15 protein-coding genes are annotated in these 18,139 nt (G+C 59.6%); 10 read left to right on the top strand and 5 right to left on the bottom strand.

The features are described 5' to 3' along the window. The first annotated feature begins 120 nt into the window (after positions 1-120). A complete protein-coding gene (locus tag B9Z33_RS13115) occupies positions 121-1,032 on the top strand; it encodes an SDR family NAD(P)-dependent oxidoreductase (RefSeq protein WP_108287465.1) in 912 nt (303 codons plus the stop codon). A 113-nt stretch (positions 1,033-1,145) separates the two neighbouring features. Beyond that, on the top strand, positions 1,146-1,799 hold the full coding sequence (locus B9Z33_RS13110) for a cupin domain-containing protein (RefSeq protein WP_108287464.1): 654 nt from the start codon (positions 1,146-1,148) through the stop codon (positions 1,797-1,799). A 51-nt stretch (positions 1,800-1,850) separates the two neighbouring features. Here B9Z33_RS13110 and mltB read toward each other — a convergent pair whose 3' ends face one another. Continuing rightward, the gene (gene mltB, locus B9Z33_RS13105; RefSeq protein WP_233252832.1) at positions 1,851-3,044 is read right to left on the bottom strand and encodes a lytic murein transglycosylase B; all 1,194 of its coding nucleotides are present in this window, start codon (positions 3,042-3,044) and stop codon (positions 1,851-1,853) included. A 139-nt stretch (positions 3,045-3,183) separates the two neighbouring features. Between mltB and B9Z33_RS13100 the strand changes: the two genes are divergently transcribed. The 3 genes from B9Z33_RS13100 to B9Z33_RS13090 all read left to right on the top strand — a co-directional run bounded on the left by B9Z33_RS13100 (position 3,184) and on the right by B9Z33_RS13090 (position 6,264). Continuing rightward, a complete protein-coding gene (locus tag B9Z33_RS13100) occupies positions 3,184-4,137 on the top strand; it encodes a histone deacetylase family protein (protein ID WP_108287463.1) in 954 nt (317 codons plus the stop codon). Between the two features lie 64 nt (positions 4,138-4,201). Beyond that, complete coding sequence (locus B9Z33_RS13095; RefSeq protein ID WP_108287882.1) at positions 4,202-5,002, top strand: enoyl-CoA hydratase; 801 nt, start codon at positions 4,202-4,204, stop codon at positions 5,000-5,002. Continuing rightward, the gene (locus tag B9Z33_RS13090; protein WP_108287462.1) at positions 4,990-6,264 is read left to right on the top strand and encodes a mechanosensitive ion channel family protein; all 1,275 of its coding nucleotides are present in this window, start codon (positions 4,990-4,992) and stop codon (positions 6,262-6,264) included. The genes B9Z33_RS13095 and B9Z33_RS13090 overlap by 13 nt, the downstream gene beginning before the upstream one ends. 77 nt (positions 6,265-6,341) lie before the next feature. Here B9Z33_RS13090 and B9Z33_RS13085 read toward each other — a convergent pair whose 3' ends face one another. The 3 genes from B9Z33_RS13085 to B9Z33_RS13075 all read right to left on the bottom strand — a co-directional run bounded on the left by B9Z33_RS13085 (position 6,342) and on the right by B9Z33_RS13075 (position 9,211). Further along, positions 6,342-7,634 carry a TRAP transporter large permease gene (locus B9Z33_RS13085; protein ID WP_108287461.1) on the bottom strand — a complete coding sequence of 431 codons (1,293 nt, stop codon included), beginning with the start codon at positions 7,632-7,634 and terminating at the stop codon, positions 6,342-6,344. Continuing rightward, positions 7,631-8,128 carry a TRAP transporter small permease gene (locus B9Z33_RS13080; protein WP_233252831.1) on the bottom strand — a complete coding sequence of 166 codons (498 nt, stop codon included), beginning with the start codon at positions 8,126-8,128 and terminating at the stop codon, positions 7,631-7,633. The genes B9Z33_RS13085 and B9Z33_RS13080 overlap by 4 nt, the downstream gene beginning before the upstream one ends. Before the next feature lie 66 nt (positions 8,129-8,194). Further along, the gene (locus B9Z33_RS13075; protein ID WP_108287460.1) at positions 8,195-9,211 is read right to left on the bottom strand and encodes a TRAP transporter substrate-binding protein; all 1,017 of its coding nucleotides are present in this window, start codon (positions 9,209-9,211) and stop codon (positions 8,195-8,197) included. A 296-nt stretch (positions 9,212-9,507) separates the two neighbouring features. Here B9Z33_RS13075 and B9Z33_RS13070 point away from each other — a divergent pair, with 296 nt between their 5' ends. The 5 genes from B9Z33_RS13070 to B9Z33_RS13050 all read left to right on the top strand — a co-directional run bounded on the left by B9Z33_RS13070 (position 9,508) and on the right by B9Z33_RS13050 (position 15,477). Next, complete coding sequence (locus B9Z33_RS13070; RefSeq protein ID WP_108287459.1) at positions 9,508-10,263, top strand: electron transfer flavoprotein subunit beta/FixA family protein; 756 nt, start codon at positions 9,508-9,510, stop codon at positions 10,261-10,263. 98 nt (positions 10,264-10,361) lie between these two features. Further along, complete coding sequence (locus B9Z33_RS13065) at positions 10,362-11,294, top strand: electron transfer flavoprotein subunit alpha/FixB family protein (RefSeq protein ID WP_108287458.1); 933 nt, start codon at positions 10,362-10,364, stop codon at positions 11,292-11,294. 75 nt (positions 11,295-11,369) lie between these two features. Continuing rightward, positions 11,370-13,163: an acyl-CoA dehydrogenase gene (locus B9Z33_RS13060; protein ID WP_108287457.1), complete on the top strand. Its 1,794-nt coding sequence runs from the start codon at positions 11,370-11,372 to the stop codon at positions 13,161-13,163. Between the two features lie 151 nt (positions 13,164-13,314). Beyond that, positions 13,315-14,268 carry a nitronate monooxygenase family protein gene (locus B9Z33_RS13055; protein ID WP_108287456.1) on the top strand — a complete coding sequence of 318 codons (954 nt, stop codon included), beginning with the start codon at positions 13,315-13,317 and terminating at the stop codon, positions 14,266-14,268. 21 nt (positions 14,269-14,289) lie between these two features. After that, positions 14,290-15,477 (top strand): acyltransferase, encoded by a 1,188-nt coding sequence (locus B9Z33_RS13050; RefSeq protein WP_158270218.1) that lies wholly within the window; start codon positions 14,290-14,292, stop codon positions 15,475-15,477. Between the two features lie 55 nt (positions 15,478-15,532). Here B9Z33_RS13050 and cphA read toward each other — a convergent pair whose 3' ends face one another. Further along, positions 15,533-18,103 carry a cyanophycin synthetase gene (cphA, locus tag B9Z33_RS13045; protein ID WP_108287454.1) on the bottom strand — a complete coding sequence of 857 codons (2,571 nt, stop codon included), beginning with the start codon at positions 18,101-18,103 and terminating at the stop codon, positions 15,533-15,535. Positions 18,104-18,139 lie beyond the last annotated feature (36 nt).

Below are 18,139 nucleotides of genomic sequence, written 5' to 3'. Positions count from 1 at the left end.
CAACACAGCCAAGGCGCTGGCTGTTTTAAAGTAGGGCAAGGCTTCAATTGGCAGCCAGATTAGCAGATGGTGCCGAAACGCCCTGTCACCCATTCACAAGCATTCAATCAAGGAAAACCCATGAGCATCGATTTCAAAGGCCGCGTCGCGATCGTCACTGGCGCAGGAGGCGGTTTGGGCAAGCAGCACGCTTTGGCCCTAGCCGCACGGGGCGCCAAAGTGCTGGTCAACGACTTGGGTGGCGATGTGCATGGCGAGGGTGGTTCGGTGTCAGCGGCGCAAGCCGTGGTCAATGAAATCCTGGCGGCAGGCGGAGAAGCCATGGCCAACGGCGCATCAGTGACCGATGTTGAAGCCGTCAAAGCCATGGTCCAGCAGGCGGTCGACGCCTGGGGGCGGGTCGATATTCTGGTCAACAACGCCGGTATATTGCGCGACAAGAGCTTTGGCAAGATGGCACTGGCCGACTTCAAACTGGTGATGGATGTCCATGTCATGGGTGCATTCCATTGCACCCAGGCCGTCTGGCCGATCATGCAGGCGCAGAACTACGGTCGCATCGTCATGACCACCTCATCCAGCGGTTTGTACGGCAACTTTGGTCAGGCCAACTACGGCGCTGCCAAGATGGCGCTGGCTGGGCTGATGCAAACCTTGTCGATCGAAGGCGAAAAACACCACATCCGCGTCAACTGCCTGGCCCCCACGGCTGCCACACGCATGACCGAAGGCCTGATGCCCGAAGCGGTGCTCAAAGCCCTCGACCCCAGCGCCGTGGTGCCCGCCATGCTGGTGATGGCCAGCGAAGACGCGCCCAACCGCACCATCATCTGCGCCGGCGCGGGCAGCTTTGAAGTGGCGCACATCACCCTGACCCAAGGCGTGTATTTGGGCACCGGCCCCGACACCCCAGAGCGCCTGGCCGCAGCGCTGGAGCAGGTCACTGACCGTCAAGGCGAAACCGTGCCGCGTTCGGGCTCGGAGCAGGGCACGCTGGAAGTGGGCAAGGCCATGAAAGCGCACGGGGCTTGAACAGCCAGACAGAGACCTTGATTGCAAAAGTGCGACGAGGTCTTAATTTGCACCCACCTGCCTCCACTGAACCCGGCCGATTTGAAGTGTTTGGATTTTTTGAAATGCCATGAATGGACATCAACGCTGACTACAGCAAGCGGGTCGTGGTTAACCACCATGATTTGCCTTGGATCCCCAGCCCTGAAACTGGGGTTGAGAGGCGAATGCTTGAGCGCAAGGGTGACGAGGTTGCAAAAGCCACTTCCATCGTTCGTTATCAAGCCGGAGCCAAGTTTCCAACCCATACCCATGAGTTGGGGGAGGAGATATTGGTGTTGGCTGGCGTGTTCAGTGACGAGACTGGCGACTACCCCGCTGGCACGTACATGATGAACCCGCTAGGCTCTTCTCACGCGCCTCACAGCCAAACCGGCTGCATGCTTTTCGTCAAGCTGCGGCACCTGGGTGCGGATCAAGTGCAGCGAGAGGTGTTGAACACGGCAACAGCGCCTTGGTACCAAGGTATGGTGCCCGGCCTGAACGTCATGCCGCTCATGCAGCAGGGCAGTGGATCGACCTTGGTGAGGTGGGCACCTGAAACCTATTTCAATCCGCACAGACACTTTGGCGGCGAAGAGATCTTTGTGGTCGATGGGGTGTTTGAAGATGAGCACGGGCGCTATCCGGCCGGCTCATGGATCAGAAGTCCTCACATGAGCTTGCACCAGCCCTTCAGCAAAGAGGGGTGCACCATCTTTGTCAAGACAGGACATTTACTGGACTGATTGAAACGGAGTGAGCGTCGATCAAGTGTTGGCGTGGGCATTGCTGATGTCTCAGGGTCTGCTCTGCATTTCCCGCGCCACAGCCTCCGCCAATTCAATCACCGCCATCGCATAGTAGCTACTCCAGTTGTATCGCGTGATGGCGTAAAAGTTCTCGGTGCCCGCCACGTAGCTGGGTGGGTTGCTGCCGTTGCGCAGTTCTATCAGTGCCAGCGGGCCGGGGTGCGTGAGCGCTGAGCCTTCGAGGGCTGCCCCTTTGCCCACAAAGCTGCCCACGCTGAAGGTTGGCAGGATGTCCGGGGCCATCAGGCTGTCCATGTCGGTTTGGCCGGACGTCAAAGTCACGGGGTAATGCGTGGGCATGCCGGTGCGCCACTGAAAGGCCTTGAAGTAGTTGGCCACCGAGCCGATGGCGTCTTGGGGGCTGCCGAACAAGTCAATGCGGCCATCGCCATCAAAATCCACCGCGAATTTGGCCCAGCTGGAGGGCATGAACTGTGGCAGGCCCAAAGCCCCTGCGTAGCTGCCGCGAACAGACAAGGGGTCTGCGCCGCTGCGTGAAGTCAGTTGCAAAAAATGCTCCAGCTCACTGCGGAAAAAGGCTTGGCGCTCTGCGGCTCTGGGGTGGGCTTGTGGAAAATGGAAGGCCAAAGTGCCCAAGGCATCCACCACGCGGAAGTTGCCGGTGTTTTGGCCATACAGCGTCTCAACGCCAATGATGCCGACCACGATCGATGCAGGCACGCCGTATTCGCGTTCGGCTCGCTCCAGTGCTGGTTTGTGCTTTAACCAAAAGCGCAGCCCCGCCTGAATGCGGACAGGTTCGATGAAGCGCGCACGGTAAGCGCCCCAGTCCTTGGCCACCGGGCTGGCAGGGGGCAATACCAGTTTTTCCACCACGGCCAAGCGTTGGGCTTGGTTCATGGTTTTTTGCACCCAGTTCGGGTCAAGTTGCAAGCGAGTTGCCGCATCCTGTGTCCACACCAGCACTTCGGGGTTGTCGGTCAACGGGGTGCCAGACACCGCTGCCATCTTTCTGTCAGAAGGCTTGCCGGATGCCTGGGCGGAGTGGGGCAACTTCTTCTTGGACTTTTTGTGGTGTTGTGCCGCGTGCTTGGTGTGCGGGGCTTGCGCATGGGCCGCATTTGGCGATGTCAGGCACAAGCAAAGGCCGATCAGGCTCGCGCAGAGGGTGATCAGGTGGCCTGTGGCCAGACCGCGTAAGGAGTGAGATGGAAAATTCATGCCAAGTCAGTTTAATCGCCAGAGGCGCAGGCAGCTCGGAAAGTGGGGCTGGCGTGATAAGCTGAAAATAATAAATGTGCGGTAATTCAAAAAAATCAACAGCTCTAACAAGCGCTGGAGCAAGAGGAAGACAGTCTTTATGGGTGCAACAGGGTATTTCACACATCCCACATGCTGGAAACACGAAATGGGCGCAGGGCATCCCGAGTGCCCCGAGCGGCTGGGGGCCATTGAGGACCGCCTGCTGATCACGGGTCTGGACATGGCTTTGCAGCGCCGAGAGCCCACCCCTGCCGCTTTGGCCGACATCGAATTGGCGCACGGGCGCATGCATGTGGCGGCTTTGCGCGGTTTGGGCGATGTGCTGCGGGAAGACATGGCTGCAGGTGGGCCCACCCACACCTCGCTGGACCCGGACACCATGATCAACGCGCACACTTGGGATGCGGCTTTGCTGTCTGCCGGTGCGGCCATTGATGCCACCGATGCGGTGCTGGCCGGTGAGCTGGAGAACGCCTTTTGTGCCGTGCGGCCACCGGGGCACCACGCTTGCCGCGACAAGGCCATGGGGTTTTGCTTTTTCAACAATGTGGCCATCGCTGCCAAATATGCGCTGGAGCGCCATGGCCTCCAACGTGTGGCGATTGTGGATTTTGATGTGCACCACGGCAATGGCACCGAGGACATCGTGGCCGGGGACGATCGGATTTTGATGGTCAGCTTTTTTCAGCACCCGTTTTATCCGGAAGGCGGTTCGCAATCGAATGCCGCCAATTTGGTCAATTTGCCGGTTCCAGCCTACACCAAGGGCATGGACATCCGTGAGCTGATCGACATGATGTGGATGCCGCGACTGGAAGCGCACAAGCCCGAGCTGATTTTCATCAGCGCAGGGTTTGATGCCCACCGCGAAGACGACATGGGCCAGATGGGCCTGGTTGAGCAGGATTACGCCTGGATCACCCAGCGCATCAAGGATGTGGCGTTGCGTTTTGCCAAAGGGCGCATCGTCAGTTGCCTGGAGGGGGGCTACAGCCTCAGCGCCTTGGGCCGCAGTGTGGAAGCGCACCTGCGCGTGCTGGCCGACGTTTGAATCAAGGCCGCTGTGAGCGGTCTGGTCTGGGTTGCTGCACGGCGCGTTTGTGCACAATCTAGCCATGACCGACGCAACCGCCCCCACTTCAACAGACCTGTTGCTCCACCAGCGCGATGCGCGTGGCGTGCACAGGCTGACTCTCAACAGCCCCAGCAGCTTCAATACCCTGAGCGAATCCCTGCTGGATGCGCTGCAACAAGCCTTGAATGTGATCGCGCAGGACGAGCAGGCCCGCGTGCTGGTGTTGGCTGCTGCAGGCAAGGCTTTTTGCGCCGGGCACAACCTCAAGGAAATGCGGGCCCAGCCTGAGCTGGCGTATTACCAAAAGCTCTTTGCACAGTGCACACGCATGATGCTGTCGCTTCAGAATTTGCCGGTGCCGGTGATCGCCCGTGTGCAAGGCATTGCCACCGCAGCGGGTTGCCAGCTGGTGGCGCAATGCGATCTGGCGGTGTCGGTCGACAGCGCCACATTCGGGGTCAATGGCATCGATGTCGGTCTGTTTTGCGCTACACCCAGTGTGCCTTTGGTGCGCAATATGCACGCCAAGCAAGCCATGGAAATGCTGTTGACCGGCGGCTTCATTTCAGCTGCCGAGGCCCGCAGCAGTGGGCTGGTCAACCGGGTGTGCGCTGCCCCCGATCTGGATGAGCAGGTGGATGAGCTGGTGAATGCCATTTTAGCCAAGCCGCGAGAAGCGGTGCGTTTGGGCAAAGCCTTGTTTTACAAACAGCGCGAAATGGGCGTGGAAGCCGCTTACCAGTTGGCTGGCCAGACCATGGCCTGCAACATGATGGACGAGGTTGCCCAAGAGGGCGTTCAGGCCTTCATCGACAAAAGGAAACCCTCATGGCGAGCATGAAATCTTTGAGCATTGCCGACCCCATGGTCTGGCTGGACACCTTGGTCCGGGCCGAATCGCTTCAGGTGTTGGCGGCATTTGGCGTCTGCATCGCCTTGGCCTGGTTGCTGGTGTGGCTGGTTCGCCGGGCGTTTGCGGGACACGAGCTGTCTGTCTTGTTGGGCAAGCGCCTGATTGACGGGGTCTTGTTTCCTACGGTCTTGCTGGGTCTGACCTTCGTCGCCCGAGCCTTGTTGACCGAAGACCACCCGGTCGCCTTGTTTGGCATTTTGTTGCCCGTCTGCATCTCGTTGGCCTTGATCCGATTTGGGGTCAAGGTGTTGCAGGTGGCTTTTGGTGAAGCCCCGTTTGTGCGGATGCTGGAGCGCACGATTTCATGGATCGCCTGGTTGGCTGTGGTGTTGTGGGTCACGGGCATTTTGCCGCTGATCCTGGAAGAGTTGGACCAGATCCGCTGGAAGGTCGGCGGCTCCATGCTGTCGGTTCGCACCCTGATCGAGGGCGCGCTCACCGCTGGCGCGGTGCTGATCTTTGCGCTTTGGGTGTCTTCGGCACTCGAGTCGCGTTTGCTCAAGTCGGCCACCGGCAGCGATTTGTCGCTGCGCAAAGTCATCAGCAACACGGTGCGGGCTTTGCTCATGTTTGTCGGCCTGCTGCTGGCGCTGTCTTCAGTGGGCATTGACCTCACGGCTTTGTCTGTGCTGGGCGGTGCGGTGGGCGTGGGCATCGGCTTTGGCCTGCAAAAACTGGCCGCCAACTATGTCAGTGGTTTTGTCATTCTGGCCGAGCGCAGCATGCGCATCGGCGACAGCGTCAAGATCGATAATTTTGAAGGACGCATCACCGACATCAAGGCCCGCTACACCGTGATTCGCTCTCCTTCGGGGCGCGAGTCCATCGTCCCCAACGAGATGTTGATCACGCAGCGTGTGGAGAGTTTGTCACTCGCCGACTCCAAGGTCGCGCAGACCACCATCGTGTCGGTAGCTTATGACGCGCCGGTGGACCAGGTGATGGATTTGCTGTTGCAAGCCTGCCAGGCGCAGCCCCGCGTATTGGCCGACCCGGCACCTTTGGTCGCTTTGTCGGCTTTTGGCGCGGATGGGCTGGAGTTCACGGTCAACTACTGGTTTGAAGACCCTGCCAGCGGCCAACTCAGCCTCAAATCGGACATCAATCGGGCCATCTTGAAAACCCTTCGGGAAAACGGCATCGAGATTCCGTTTCCTCAGCGCGTGGTGCACATGCCCTCCAAGCCCTAAGAGCCGTATCTTCTTAGTGATGTCCATGAAAAAAGGCACACTCTGGGGTGTGCCTTTGGGCTTGAAGTGCCGGGACTTCAGTCCATCATGGACGGCAGCCACAGGCTCAGGCTGGGGAATGCCAGCAAGATGCCCAGCGTGATGACCAGCACCAGCACCAGTGGCCACACGCCACGGAAGATGGTGCCCAGGCCGACTTTGGGCAACAAGGTGTTGAGCACAAACAGGTTCATGCCCACGGGTGGCGAGATCAGGCCAATTTGAATGACCATCACGATCAGTACGCCAAACCAGACCGGGTCAAAGCCGAGTTGAACCACGATCGGGAAGAACAAGGGAATGGTCAACAGCACCATCGTCAGCTCTTCCATCACGGTCCCCAGGATCACGTAAATCAGCATCATGGCGGCAACGACCATGATCGGTGACAGTCCCAGGTGGGTGATCCACTCCTTGAGTTCCATGGGCATGCTGGTGAAGTTCACAAAATTGGCGAAGATCGTCGCGGCAATCAGCAAGGTGAACAGCATGGCGGTGGTACGGGCCGACTCGACCAATACCTCGAACAAGGCTTTGAAGCTCAGCGCACCGCGTGCAACGGCAAACAGGAAGGCACCCATGGCACCCATGCCCGCGCCTTCTGTGGCGGTGAAGAAGCCGCCATAGATGCCGCCCAATACGATCACCACCAGCAGCAACACGCCCCAGATGCCGCGCAAGGCAGCCCAGCGTTGGGACCAGGTGAATTTTTCACCTGCGGGGGCATGCTGCGGGTCACGCGAAGTCATGATGACCACTGCCACCATCATCAATATGGCGGTCAGGAGGCCGGGGATCACGCCTGCTGCAAACAGCTTGCCGATGTGGGTCTCGGTGATGATGCCGTAGATGACCATGATGGTGGAGGGAGGAATCATGATGCCCAAGGTGCCGCCCGCGGCGATCACGCCGGTAGACAAGGCATCGCTGTAGCCGAGCTTTTTCATCGACGGGTAAGCGACTTTGCTCATGGTCGCCGCAGTTGCTATCGACGAACCGCAGATGGCACCAAAGCCCGCGCAAGCAGCGATGGTGGCGTGCGCCAGGCCGCCACGACGGTGTCCAATGAAGGTGTAGGCCGCATGGAACAGCTCATGCGCCAGACCGGCGCGGGCCACAAAATTGCCCATCAAGATGAACAACGGGATCACCGACAGGGTGTAAGCGAATCCGGTCTCGTAAACGACTTGGGCTGTGCTGGCGAAGGCGGGCATCCAGCCTCGGGTCAGGCCAATGCCCACAAGACCCACGAGGCCCATGGAGAAAGCCAGCGGTACGCGCAAGAGCGCCAGGCCAAAAATGGCCGCAAATCCAATCAGCGCTTCAATCACAGTACGCCTCCTTCGTTGTCTTGTTGTTCCTTGAACATCAAGCCCAAGTGGATGACGCCGGTGAAGGCGCACAGCAGGCCCATGCCATAAATGAAGGGGGCCTTGAGGATTTTGAGTTGGGCGGTGGTTTCACCCGTTTCCAGAAAGTCGCCACCTGTTTTCCACATCAACCAGCCCAGTGCAAGCAGTGAGCCCGCGCAAAGCAGGTGCACCAGGGCGCGTTGGATTTTTTGAACGAATTCAGGCAAGTAGGGGTCCAAGGAGTCGAACACCACATGCTCACCGCGTTCGGACACCAGGGGCAGCGCACCAAAGATGACGACGACCATCAAGAGTTCAGTCAGTTCGAGCGAGCCTGTGATGGAGTTGTCGAACAGTTTGCGCCCGCCAACGTCCAGAAAGGTCAGGACCATGATCGCAAACAGGGCGATTCCGGCCAGCAGCCCGCTGAGGGTTTCAAGCAATTTTTTCAAAATCGGGTCTTTCAAATTCAAAGGCAGTCCCCGCCTTGCGGACAGGGACTGCCGGGTATTCCTTTTGCGCTCGCGGCAAAGTGGGAATTACTTTTCCAGTTTGATGATTTCGGCACGGAAGTCGGCCAGCACTTTGGCAGGGTTCTTCAGGCCCTTGCCCTCAGCGGCCTTGACCCAAGCTTGCTCCAGCGGTGCAGTCTTGTCCTTGACTTCTTTGACGAATTTGGCATCGGCCTTGGTGATGACCACGCCGTTGGCTTGCATCAAGGCAAAGGCGCGGCGGTCCACTTTGTCCCAGCCACGACCAAAGATGCGCGCTGCGGTTTCGCCAGAGATGTCGTCCACGGCCTTTTTGTCTTCAGGCGACAGCTTCTCGTACTTGGCCTGGTTCATCATGAAGACGAAGCTGGTGTTGTACATGCCACCGGGGAAGGTGGTGGCGTGCTTGATGATCTTGTCGATCTTGAACGACTCGGTCGATTCGGCCGGGAACAGGGTGCCGTCCATCACGCCGCTGGACAGCAGTTCATAAGAGTCAGGCGCAGGCTTCAAGGTCACGTTCATGCCGAGTGCTTTGGACATTTCGTTGACCATGCCGCCACCCACGCGGAACTTCAGACCGCTGAGATCGTCCACTTTGGTGATGGGGCGTTTGGTGTTGAACACGATGCCAGGACCGTGAGAGAACAAGGTCAGGACCTTGACGCCTTGGTGTTCGGCTGCGAATTCAGGGTGCTTGCCTGTGACGCGGCTCAGAGCCACCGAAATGGTTTCCGCGCTGTTGCCCAGGAAAGGCAATTCGGTCATTTGTGTCATCACGAAACGACCTGGCGTGTAGCCGTGCACGGTGTAAGACAGATCAGCCAGACCGTTTTTGACGGCGTCATAAGTGCCTGGTGCGGGTGTGACACCGCGGGGCAAGATGTTGCACTTGATGCGACCCTTGGTGTTTTCTGTCAACAGATCGCACCATTCCTTTTGCGCCATGCTGGCCGTGTGCGTTGGGGGGAGCCAGCTGGAGACGGTCAACACCGTTTGCGCTTGTGCCAAACCTGTCAAGCTGGTCAGGGCGACAGCGGCCATGGAAATCAGGGTTTTTTTCATCAAAATGCTCCGTCAAATTGGTTACAAAACATAATCTAATCTGGATTCGGCCAGAACGCACTCCATGCTAACCCTGATTCGCCAACCGATTGGTCGGTGAATTCCCGGGGTTAGGATGTTGAAAAAATGACAGAATGCAGTCTGGAAAATACGAACGACCGTGCTTTTTTGTCCATAATTCATGGTTTTAAAAGTGTTTTGATGCACAATTGACGTTTACGTTAACGTCAACTGATTTCCCTCAATGGCGTGTTTCAAAACGTCGCTGGTTTTGATCTATCAATGGAGATGCTTTCATGAAAATTCTGGTTCCCGTGAAGCGGGTCGTGGACTACAACGTCAAAGTCCGTGTCAAGTCCGATGGCTCCGGCGTGGACATTGCCAACGTCAAGATGAGCATGAACCCCTTTGACGAGATCGCCGTCGAAGAAGCTGTGCGCCTGAAAGAAAAAGGCTTCGCCACCGAAGTGATCGCCGTCTCTTGCGGCGTGGCACAGTGCCAGGAAACCCTGCGCACCGCCATGGCCATCGGTGCAGACCGTGGCATCCTGGTCGAGACCCCCGCTGATATGGACTTGCAGCCTTTGGCCGTGGCCAAGCTGCTCAAGGCGCTGGTCGACAAAGAGCAACCCGGCCTGATCATTTTGGGCAAGCAAGCCATTGACGACGACTGCAACCAGACCGGCCAGATGTTGGCTGCTTTGGCCGACTTGCCCCAAGCGACTTTCGCCTCCAAGGTCGAGATCGTGGACGGCAAAGCCCAAGTGACCCGCGAGATCGACGGCGGCCTGGAAGTGCTGAGCATCAGCCTGCCAGCGGTGGTGACCACCGACTTGCGCCTGAACGAGCCGCGCTACGTGACGCTGCCCAACATCATGAAGGCCAAGAAAAAGCAACTCGACACCTTCAAGCCTGAAGACTTGGGCGTCGATGTGGCTCCCCGCATCAAGACACTCAAAGTGGCAGAGCCTGCCAAGCGCAGCGCCGGCATCAAGGTGCCCGATGTCGCCACGCTGGTGGACAAGCTCAAGAACGTGGCCAAGGTCATCTGAAGTCCATGTGGGAGGCCGCCCCCGCGGCCGAATGGTGGTGAACAACCATTCGCGAGCAGGGGCTCGCTCCTACAGAAACAACGAATCAAGGAAAAAACATGACATCCCTCGTTATTGCAGAACACGACAACGCCTCGATCAAAGGCGCGACCCTGAACACCGTGACCGCTGCCGCCGCTTGCGGCGGTGACGTGCACGTGCTGGTCGCTGGCCACAACGCCGCTGCCGCAGCACAAGCTGCCGCGCAGATTGCTGGCGTGTCCAAAGTGATCCACGCCGACAGCGAAGCCTTGGCCCACGGCCTGGCTGAAAACGTTGCAGCCCAGGTGCTGGCCATCGCAGGCCACTACAGCCACATCCTGTTCCCTGCCACCGCTGCTGGCAAAAACGTCGCCCCCCGCGTGGCGGCCAAGCTCGATGTGGCCCAGATCAGCGACGTGACCAAAGTGGATTCGGCCGACACGTTCGAGCGCCCGATCTACGCAGGCAACGCCATCGCCACCGTGCAAAGCACCGACGCGACCAAAGTCATCACCGTGCGCACCACCGGCTTTGACGCCGCAGCCGCCACCGGTGGCAGCGCAGCGGTGGAAGCCGCTGCAGCTCAGGCCGACAGCGGCAAGAGCAGCTTCACGCGCAGCGAGATCGCCAAGAACGACCGCCCAGAACTGACCGCCGCCAAGATCATCGTCTCGGGTGGCCGCGCTTTGGGCAGCTCGGAGAAGTTCAACGAAGTGATGACCCCCCTGGCCGACAAGCTGGGTGCAGCGATTGGTGCCAGCCGCGCTGCAGTCGATGCCGGTTATGCCGCCAACGACCTGCAAGTGGGTCAGACCGGCAAGATCGTTGCGCCTCAGTTGTATGTGGCTTGCGGCATCTCGGGTGCGATCCAGCACTTGGCGGGCATGAAGGACTCCAAAGTGATCGTGGCGATCAACAAGGACCCTGAAGCCCCGATCTTCAGCGTGGCTGACTTTGGCCTGGAGGCTGATCTGTTTGCCGCTGTGCCTGAATTGACCAACGCACTGTGATCATTTGACGACTGCAAAAAAGGCCTCCGAGAGAGGTCTTTTTTGTACCCAAACCCAGACTTACCGGAGACTTTCATGAGCTACACCGCCCCCCTCAAAGACATGCTGTTCAACATCGAGCACCTGGCCCGCATCGACCAGATCGCGCAGATTCCCGGCTTTGAAGACGCCGGTCTGGAAACCGCGCAAGCGGTGCTGGAGGAATGCGGCAAGCTCAACACTGAAGTCATCGCGCCGCTGAACTGGGAAGGTGACAAGAACCCGTCTTTTCACCACAGCGGTAACCAGGTGACGACCACGCCCGGCTTCAAGGAGGCCTACAAGCAATTCACCGAAGGCGGCTGGCAAAGCCTGCAGCACCCGGCCGAGTTTGGTGGTCAGGGCTTGCCCAAGACCATTGGCGCGGCTTGCGGCGAGATGCTCAATTCGGCCAACATGAGTTTTGCCCTGTGCCCCATGCTGACCGATGGCGCGATCGAAGCGCTGCTGACGGCAGGCTCGGACGACATGAAGGCCAAGTACCTTGAAAAACTCATCTCGGGTGAGTGGACCGGCACCATGAACCTGACCGAGCCTCAGGCAGGCTCCGATCTGGCGGCTGTGCGCACCCGCGCCGAGCCCCAGCCCGATGGCACCTACAAAGTCTTTGGCACCAAGATCTACATCACCTACGGTGAGCACGACATGGCCGACAACATCATCCACCTGGTGTTGGCCCGTGTGCAGGGTGCGCCCGAGGGCGTCAAAGGCATCAGTCTGTTTGTGGTGCCCAAATTCATGGTCAATGGCGATGGCTCCCTGGGCGCGCGCAACGATGTGCATTGCGTCTCCATCGAGCACAAAATGGGCATCAAGGCCAGCCCCACGGCGGTGTTGCAATACGGCGACCACGGCGGCGCCACCGGCTTCTTGGTTGGTGAGGAAAACCGTGGCCTCGAATACATGTTCATCATGATGAATGCCGCCCGCTATGCGGTGGGCGTGCAGGGGATCTCGATCGCCGAGCGCGCGTACCAGCATGCCGTGCAGTACGCCCGTGACCGTGTGCAAAGCCGCCCAGTCGACGGCAGCTTGCCGGCAGCTGGCCCCATCATTCACCACCCCGATGTGCGCCGCATGCTCATGACCATGCGCGCCTACACCGAAGGCTGCCGTTCGCTGGCCTCGGTGGCCGCCGCCGCCTACGATGCCGCGCACCACCACCCCGATGCCGAAGTGCGCAAGCAAAACCAGTCCTTCTATGAATTCATGGTGCCGCTGGTCAAGGGCTACAGCACCGAGATGAGCCTGGAAGTCACCAGCTTGGGCGTGCAGGTGCACGGCGGCATGGGCTTCATCGAAGAAACCGGCTGCGCCCAGTACTACCGCGACGCCAAGATCCTGACCATTTACGAAGGCACCACCGCCATCCAGGCCAACGACCTGGTCGGTCGCAAGACCTCGCGCGACGGTGGTCAAACCGCCAAAGCCCTGGCCGATCAAGTGGCCCAAACCGAGGCGCAACTGGTGGCCTCTGGCAACGCCGACGCGCAGGCCATGGCCAAGCGCCTGAAGGCCGCCCGCGAAGCCTTTGTGGACGTGGTCAACTTCGTGGCAGGCAACACCAAAGCCAAGCCCAACGACGTGTTCGCAGGCAGCGTGCCTTACCTGATGCTCACCGGCAACCTGATGGCAGGCTGGCAGATGGGCCGCGCCATGCTGGTGGCCTTGACACCCGAGGCACAAGCCCAAGACGCCGCTTTCATGGCCAGCAAGGTCACGACAGCGCGTTTCTACGCCGACCACATCCTGTCCAAGGTGCCCGGCATCCGCGACAGCATCGTCGAAGGCGCAGGCAGCGTGACGGAACTGGCGCTCGACGCGTTCTGAGTTTGCCTGTCCACGGCTGAAGCCTGACAGGCCCGCACCTTCGGGCGGGCCTGTTGGTTTTGGGCGGTTGCATGTTGGCTGGCGTGTCTCCGCGCCGACAGCCATCTCTGCTCCGGTCTTACACAATCAGTTCATCATTTGAGGAGACCCCATGTCCAAGTTGCCCCCCGTTCTGGCCCACCTGCCATTTCCTGCCATCGCTTCGCCCCTGTTCATCATCAGCAACCCCAAGTTGGTGATTGAGCAATGCAAAGCAGGTGTGGTCGGCTCCATGCCGGCGCTCAATGCGCGTCCTGCTGCGCAACTTGAAGAGTGGTTGATTGAAATCACCGAAGCACTTGCCGCCTACAACAAAGCCAACCCGGACAAGCCTGCCGCACCGTTTGCCATCAACCAGATCGTGCACAAGAGCAATGACCGTCTGGAGCACGACATGGCCTTGTGCGTGAAATACAAGGTGCCAATCATCATCACTTCCTTGGGTGCACGCGAAGAGATCAACGCGGCGGCACACAGCTATGGTGGCGTGGTGCTGCACGATGTCATCAACAACAAGCATGCACACAAAGCCATCGAGAAAGGCGCTGATGGTCTGATCGCCGTGGCAGCAGGTGCTGGTGGTCATGCGGGTGTCAAGAGCCCGTTTGCCCTGATTCAGGAAATCCGCCAGTGGTTCGACGGTCCGGTGGCTTTGTCGGGCTCGATCGCTTCGGGCGATGCCATTTTGGCCGCGCAAGCCATGGGCGCAGACTTTGCCTACATTGGCTCGGCCTTCATTGCCACGCACGAAGCGCGTGCGGCAGACGACTACAAGCAAGCCATCGTCGACAGCAACTCGGATGACATCGTCTACAGCAACCTGTTCACAGGCGTGCACGGCAATTACCTGGCGCCATCGATCCGCGCGGCGGGCCTGGACCCCGAGAACCTGCCCGAGTCCGATCCAACCAAAATGAATTTTGGCGGTGATGCCAAAAAAGCCTGGAAAGACATCTGGGGTTGCGGTCAGGGCATTGGGGCCATCCAGGCGGTGCAAAGCACGGCCGATTTGGTGGCCAAATTCAAGCGAGAATACTCAGCTGCACGCGCCAGACTGGCGCTTTGATGGGAACTGTTGAAAGCTGATTTGGATTCGATTCGTCATTTTTCCCCTGCAACGGCCTCCAGTGATGGAGGCCGTTGGTTTTTACTGGATGTGATCAAAGCCATCGGCTGCGTGCTCATCGTCTGGCATCACCTGGCGGTGTACAGCCCCATGTTTGACCGGGTCATGTGGCTGGCGCCAGACCCTTTCGCTGCGCTTTATAACCACGGCCAACTGGCTGTTCAGGCTTTTCTGGTGGTGGCGGGTTTCCTCAGCGCAGCGCAGCTTTTGCGGTTTGTGCCGGTGAGTGCACAAAGCTTGTCCGCCCACTTTTCCGTGCCCCATTTGCTGGCCAAAAGGTATTTGCGGCTGGCCATTCCTTTGATGGCCGCGCTCACATTCACCGTGTGCGTGACGGCGCTGGTTCGGCCTTGGTACCCGCATGACTCTTTGTCCGATGCCCCCCGCGTTTGGACGCTGGTGGTGCACGCGTTGATGCTGCAAGACCTGCTGGGTGTGCCTGCCTTGTCTGCGGGCATCTGGTATGTGGCCATTGATTTCCAGTTGTTTGCCATTGCTGTGGGCTGTGTCTGGTTGGCCGGTCAAATTCAACGGTGGCAGCCTCGGTTCAATCTGCGTGGGTTGACGGTGTTGTTGTGGTTGCTCTTGTCCGCTTTGTCGTTGGACTGGTGGAACCGTCAGGACAACCTGGATGTTCAGGGCTTGTATTTCTTTGGCTCTTATGGTTTGGGCATGCTGGCTTACCGGGTTCGCCTGAGTCGCATCACGGCCAAAGGATGGTCCATCATTTTTGTGTTGGGGCTGTTCGCTTTGTGGCTGGAGCCGCGCATGCGCATGGGCCTGGCTTGGGGCTTGGCCTTGATGCTGGCGGCCTTGCCACCCATCGCTGCACCCGGTGCGGCGTCCGCGGCTGTTGCATCTGTGGGTGCGCGCTGGCAACGCGCCATCTCAAGCCTGGCAGAAAAATCGTATTCGGTCTTTCTGGTGCACTTTGCGGTCAGCTTGCTGGTGAGCGCAGCTTGGTACCAAGCCGATTGGCAAGACCCATGGGCCAATCTGGCGGGCATGTGTCTCTCGTTTGCCTTGTCGCTGTGTGCCGGTTCGGTGCTTTACCGTGCAGTGGAGCGCAGGCCTGCCACCTGGGGTCATTTGCTGCTGTGGCAGCTGGCGTTTGTGTTGAGCGGTGGGCTGGCCATGGCGCTGGCCTGAACGCTTGCGTTGAAGACAGGGCCGCATCGGCAGCCCTGTCGACGGGCTTTAGCCGTCAGCTGGCGGATGCGACCTTCTGACCAATGTAGGCCAAAGCCTCTTCCACCTGGTCAATCAGAATCAGGCAAAGGTCGCCCGAGGACAGGCGGCTCAAGGCCGTGTCAATGGCGTTGAACTCACCCTGGATGTCTTGCACGTAAGTGGTTCGTGCCGCACCTTGCAAGCCTTCGCGCAGCAAGGCAATCACTTCGCCATCTTCGCGTCCGCGCTGGCAGGCGTCCTGGTACAGCAAGACCTCGTCGAAAGCCTGGCCCAGGATTTTGGTCTGGTCGCGGATGTCCTGGTCGCGGCGGTCGCCAGCACCGCTGATGACCACCATGCGTTTTTTGGCAGGCATGTTGTCCACCGCCTGCACCAGTGCCTGGATGGCATCCGGGTTGTGGCCGTAGTCGGCGATCAAGGTGGCACCCCTGTAGTCAAACACGTTGAACCGGCCGGGCACGCCCTGGATATCGCTGATGAACGTGGCCACACCTTGCGCAATGGCTTCCCATGGCACACCCACCGCCCAGGCGGCCCCAATCGAGGCCATGACGTTTTCGGTCTGAAAACCGATCTGACCTTGTCGGGTCAGTGGCACCTGTGCCAGCGGGATGCGGAACACCTGCTTGCCTTTTTGGGCCACGATGTGGCCGTCTTCGGTGAACACCACACGCTTGCCTTGGGCACGGTGCGTGGCCAGCACAGGCTGGTTGGCGTCGAGTGCAAAAAAGGTCACATCACCCGGGCAGTGCGGTGCCATCGAGGCCACGGCAGGATCGGCTGCATTGAGCACAGCCATGCCGCTTTGTTCCACGTTGAGCACGATCACGCGCTTCAAGACCGAGAGGTCTTCGAGCGTGGTGATGTAGTTCAGGCCCAGATGGTCGCCACCACCCATGTTGGTGACGATGGCCACATTGCAGCGGTCAAAGGCCAGGCCTTCGCGCAGCAGACCGCCGCGTGCGGTTTCAAAAACAGCGGCATCCACATCGGGGTGCATCAGCACGTTGCGGGCGCTGCGCGGGCCGCTGCAGTCGCCTGAGTCGGTCTGGCGGCCGTTCACATACACGCCATCGGTGTTGGTCATGCCCACACGCAGACCTTGTGCCTTGAGCAAGTGGGCGGTCAGGCGAACAGTGGTGGTTTTGCCGTTGGTGCCGGTGACCGCAATCACCGGGATGCGGCCAGTGGCACCGTTGGGAAACATCTGGTCGATCACGGCGTTGCCCACGTCACGGCCTTTGCCGTACGACGGGCTGATGTGCATGCGCAAGCCGGGGGCGGCATTGACCTCGACAATGCCGCCGTTTTGTTCTTCCAGGGGGCGCAAAACAGATTCGCACACCACGTCCACACCGCAAATATCGAGGCCCACCATTTGGGCGGCCTCCACCACGCGTGCAGCCACTTCGGGGTGCACATCGTCGGTCACATCGGTGGCGCTGCCGCCGGTGGACAGGTTGGCGTTGTTGCGCAGGATGACCCGGCGGCCTTTTTCGGGCACCGATTCTGGCTCCAGATCCTGGGCGTGCAAACGGCCGATGGCGATGTCGTCAAAACGGATTTTGGTCAAGGAGGTGGAATGACCGGTGCCGCGACGTGGATCGGCGTTCACCAGATCGACCAATTGGCGCACGGTGTGCTTGCCATCGCCCACCACCAAAGGGGGTTCGCGGCGTGCTGCCGCGATCAGTTTGTTGCCCACCACCAGCAGGCGGTAATCATGGCCAGGCAAAAACTTCTCCACCATCACGGTGCCATAGCGCTCGGCCGTGGCGTAGGCGTTGTCAAACGCAGTGCGCTCGGTGATGTTGACCGTGACGCCTTTGCCTTGGTTGCCGTCTTGCGGCTTGACCACGACGGGCAGACCGACTTCAAGGGCAATGGCCCAGGCTTCGTCAGGTGTTTGTGCCGGACGGCCCAAGGGCACGGGCACGCCAGCGGCATGCAGCAATTTTTTGGTCAGATCTTTGTCTTGTGCAATCGATTCGGCGATGGCGCTGGTGGAGTCAATTTCTGCCGCTTGAATGCGGCGCTGCTGCGAGCCCCAGCCAAATTGCACCAAGCTGCCGTCGGTCAGTCGTCGGAACGGAACGCCCCGTGCAACGGCTGCATCGACGATGGAGCCGGTGGACGGTCCCAAGCGCACGTCTTCGTCCAATTCGTGCAGTTGGGCCAAAGCACTTTCGAGGTCAAACCCATGACCTTGCGTGGCGGACTGGCAAAGCTTCTCGGCCAGCTCCAGTGCCAAGCGACCCACGGCTTCTTCGGAATACTGGACCACAACCTGGTAAACACCCGCTTCTTCGGTGGCCGTGGTTCGACTGAATGTGACGGGGCATCCTGCCTGGGCTTGCAAGGCCAGCGTGACTTTTTCCAGTGCATGGGCCATCGACGGCGCTTGGCCCGAGCGGCTGCCCTCGATGGGGCCGACTTCGGGAAAAATGCGGCGCAAGCGCTGCTCGATGGGGTGGTTGGCCACCAGGCTGCGTTCAGCCTCGGGGCAGGTCACGATGGCTTCAATGGCCGTGTGACGGCTCCACAAATTGGGACCGCGCAGCGCGCGAATTCTTGACACTTCCATGAACCTGGATTCCTGTGATGCGGTAAGGCCGAGGGG

The organism is Limnohabitans sp. T6-20, from assembly GCF_003063505.1.
In the GTDB taxonomy this organism is placed as follows: domain Bacteria; phylum Pseudomonadota; class Gammaproteobacteria; order Burkholderiales; family Burkholderiaceae_C; genus Limnohabitans_A.
This window is presented reverse-complemented; position numbering and strand designations above follow the sequence as displayed.